Raw genomic sequence first — 3,532 nt, 5'->3', positions numbered from 1 at the left:
GGCGACGCCCGCAGCGGACTGTGTGTGACCGATGTTGGACTTGATGGAACCGAGCAGCAGCGGCCGGTCCTCCGCTCGGTCCTGTCCGTAGGTCGCGAGCAGCGCCTGTGCCTCGATCGGGTCGCCCAGTGTCGTCCCCGTGCCGTGGCCCTCCACGACGTCCACCTGGGTGGGCGACAGTTTGGCGCCGGCCAGCGCCTGACTGATGACGCGCTGCTGCGCGGGGCCGTTCGGTGCCGTCAGCCCGTTCGACGCGCCGTCCTGGTTCACCGCACTGCCCCGCACCACAGCCAGGACCTGATGTCCGTTGCGCTGTGCGTCGGACAGCCGCTCCAGGAGGAGCATTCCCACGCCTTCGCCCCAGCCGGTACCGTCCGCGGCCTCGGCGAACGCCTTGCACCGGCCGTCGGCCGCCAGGCCCTTCTGCCGTGAGAACTCCACGAAGACGCCAGGGTTGGACATGACGGTGACGCCACCGGCCAGGGCCTGTGTGCACTCACCGGAGCGCAGCGCCTGGATCGCCCAGTGCATGGCGACGAGGGACGACGAGCATGCCGTGTCCACGGTCACCGCCGGGCCCTCGAGGCCCAGTGTGTACGAGACCCGGCCGGACAGCACCGAAGTGACGTCCCCTGTCAGCGCGTGCCCGTCCGAGCCGGGCGACGCTGCCATGCCGATGCCGTATCCCTGGGTGGAGGCTCCGATGAACACGCCGGTACGGCTGCCACGTACGGAGAGCGGGTCGATGCCCGCGCGTTCGAACGCCTCCCAGGACGTCTCGAGGAGCAGACGCTGCTGCGGGTCCATCGACAGCGCCTCACGCGGCGAGATCCCGAAGAGGCCGGGGTCGAAGTCGGCGGCCTCGTAGAGGAATCCGCCTTCGTTCGCATACGACGTCCCCGGGTGCGCGGGGTCAGGATCGTACAGCTTCTCGAGGTCCCAGCCCCGGTCGGCGGGGAACCCCGCGACGGCGTCGCCGCCGGAAGCCACCAGGTCCCACAGCTGTTCCGGCGAACACACGTCGCCCGGGTACCGGCAGCTCATCGCGACGATCGCGATGGGATCCGCCTCGCCGGACTCGACATGGCGAAGTCGCTGGCGCGTCTGCTGGAGCTCGCCGACCACCTTGGTCAGGTACTCGCGCAGCTTCTCTTCGTCCGCCATCAGTCCATCGCTCCCGTGAGTCGTACAGGAAAGTGCATGCTTGTCACGTCAAGAGATCCCGAGGTCGTTGTCGATCAGGTCGAACAACTCCTCGTTCGTCGCGGCTTCGTAGCGCTCCGCGCTGCTGTCCCGGCCGGCCGGCCCGTGTGCTTCGTTGAGCTTGGTCAACAGGGACTCCAGGCGCATGACCACGCGCAACCGGCCGATGTCGTCGTGCGCGCGGACGGCGAGGACCTGTTCCAGGCGGTCGAGTTCCTCACCGGCAGGCAGATCGCCTTCCACGTCCTGCAGGATCTCCGCCTGCAGATGACGTGCGAGTGCGGTCGGTGTCGGGTGGTCGAACACGGACGTCGCCGGAAGGCGCAGCCCGGTCGCGGCGTTGAGCCGGTTGCGCAGTTCGACCGCGGTGAGCGAGTCGAAGCCGAGTTCCCTGAAGGCACGGCCCGCTTCGACGCTCTTGGGCGTCGCGTGTCCGAGCACGGTCGCCGCGTGTCCACGCACCAGGTCCAGCAGGAGCTGGGCCCGGTCGGCCTCGGACAGGACGATCAGTTCCGCCCGTAGGGCAGGAACTGCCCCCGCCCCGTCGGCCGGTTCCGCCGCCGCGCCCCCGATGGCTGCTGCCGCCTCCGGGATGTCGGCTATCAGGGGACGGGCGCGCGCCATCGTGAAGACCGGCGCGAAGCGTTCCCAGTCGACATCGGCGATGACCACGGTGGTGTCGTCGTGGTCGAGGGCCTGCCGGAGTGCGGCGATGCCCGAGGCGGGCTGGATGAGACGCACGCCCTGCCGGTCGAGGAGGATCTTGGCGTCCTCACTCACCATTCCGCCCCCGGCCCACGGCCCCCAGGCCACGGACAGGGCGGGCACGCCTTCGGCGCGCCGTTGTTCGGCGAGTGCGTCGGCGTAGGCGTTGGCCGCCGCGTACGCCCCGTGGTCCCCGACGCCCCAGACGGCCGAGACGGACGAGAAGTAGATGACCGCGTCGAGGTCGTCGTGGCCGATCAGTTCGTCGAGGTACCGGGCCCCGGCCACCTTGGCCGCGGCGATGTCCGCGAACATGTCGTCGTCCGTCACCGCGAGCGGGGCCAGTTTGCCGACTCCTGCCGCGTGCACGACGGTGCGCACCGTGTCCCCGGCGGCCGAGAGTCCCGCCAGCAGTGCGGCCACGGCGGTCCGGTCGGTCACGTCGCATGCGGCGACGGTGACCCTGCTGCCCAGCGCCTCCAGTTCGGCCACCAGTTCGGCGGCCCCCGGGGCCTTGCCACCGCTACGGCTGGTGAGGACGACGTGCTCCGCTCCGTCCGTGGCCAGCCAGCGTGCGACATGCCCGCCCAGCGCCCCGGTTCCGCCCGTGACGAGCGCCGTGCCGGACGGTTTCCAGGACCGCGCGGGCGCCGATCCGTCCGGTGTCGCCGGCACGACCCGTCGGGCGAGCACTCCCGTATCGCGTACGGCGAGCTGGTCCTCGCCGTCCGTGCCTGCGAGGGCGGACACCAACCGGTTCAGCGCGCGGGCGTCCACCTCGTCCGGAAGGTCGACCAGACCGCCCCACACCTTGGGGTGTTCCAGCGACGCGACCCGGCCGAGGCCCCATGTCTGTGCCTGAACGGGCCGGGCGAGGACGTCGGACCGCCTGGTGGACACGGCGGTCCGGGTGGCACACCACAGCGGCGACTCCAGGTCGAGCCAGGTCATCGCCCGTAGGAGAGCCAGAACGGCGAACGAACCGGCCGGCAGCACGTCGTGCACGGGGTGAGGGCTCTCGTCGAAGGACAGCAACGACAGCACACCGGACAGGCTGCCGTGGTCGTCGACGGTCTCGCGCAGCCGTTCGCCGATCGTGGTGACGTCGTCCGTCCCGCCGTCCACGGGCAGGAGGACGACGCTCGCGCCGTGGTCGCGCAGGGAGGCCGCACAGTCCGCGACGACGGGTTCGTCCGCGCTTCCAGCGGGAACCGCGAGCACCCAGAGGCCGGAGAGGACGGGCTCGGGTGTCTGCTCGACGGGTTTCCAGGTCACGCGGTACCGCCAGGAGCCGACGGACAGGCTCTCGCTGCGGTTGCGGTGCCACTGGGACAGGGCGGGCAGCATACTCGCGAGGGACGGCGTGCCGGTCTCCCCGAGGTCGAGTGTCCTGGCCAGGGTGTCGACGTCGCCGCGGGCGACGACGTCCCAGAACTCCGCGTCGATCGGATTGCGCGCGCCGGCGGGCCCACCGGCCGGGCCGGACGACGCGCTCGGCCAGTACCGCTCGCGCTGGAAGGCGTAGGTGGGCAGGTCGACGCGGCGGGCGCCGGTGCCGGCGAAGTACGCCGTCCAGTCGACGGACTTCCCGCGTACGTGGAGCTCGGCGAGGGCGGTGACCAGC

General features: G+C 71.2%; 2 protein-coding genes. Both read right to left on the bottom strand.

All coding sequences use genetic code 11. The annotated features are described in order from the left end of the window. Positions 1-1,164: beta-ketoacyl synthase N-terminal-like domain-containing protein (locus ACHFIV_RS11225; protein WP_398966383.1), on the bottom strand; the 1,164-nt coding region annotated here is incomplete at its 3' end. Between the two features lie 48 nt (positions 1,165-1,212). Next, positions 1,213-3,532, bottom strand: a 2,320-nt coding sequence (locus tag ACHFIV_RS11220) for an SDR family NAD(P)-dependent oxidoreductase (protein WP_398966380.1), incomplete at its 5' end; no start/stop codon positions are given.

Source organism: Streptomyces sp. ALB3, assembly GCF_044385685.1.
Lineage (GTDB): Bacteria > Actinomycetota > Actinomycetes > Streptomycetales > Streptomycetaceae > Streptomyces.
The sequence above is the reverse complement of the archived record's forward strand: the minus strand, read 5'-3'. Positions and strand labels throughout refer to the sequence as shown.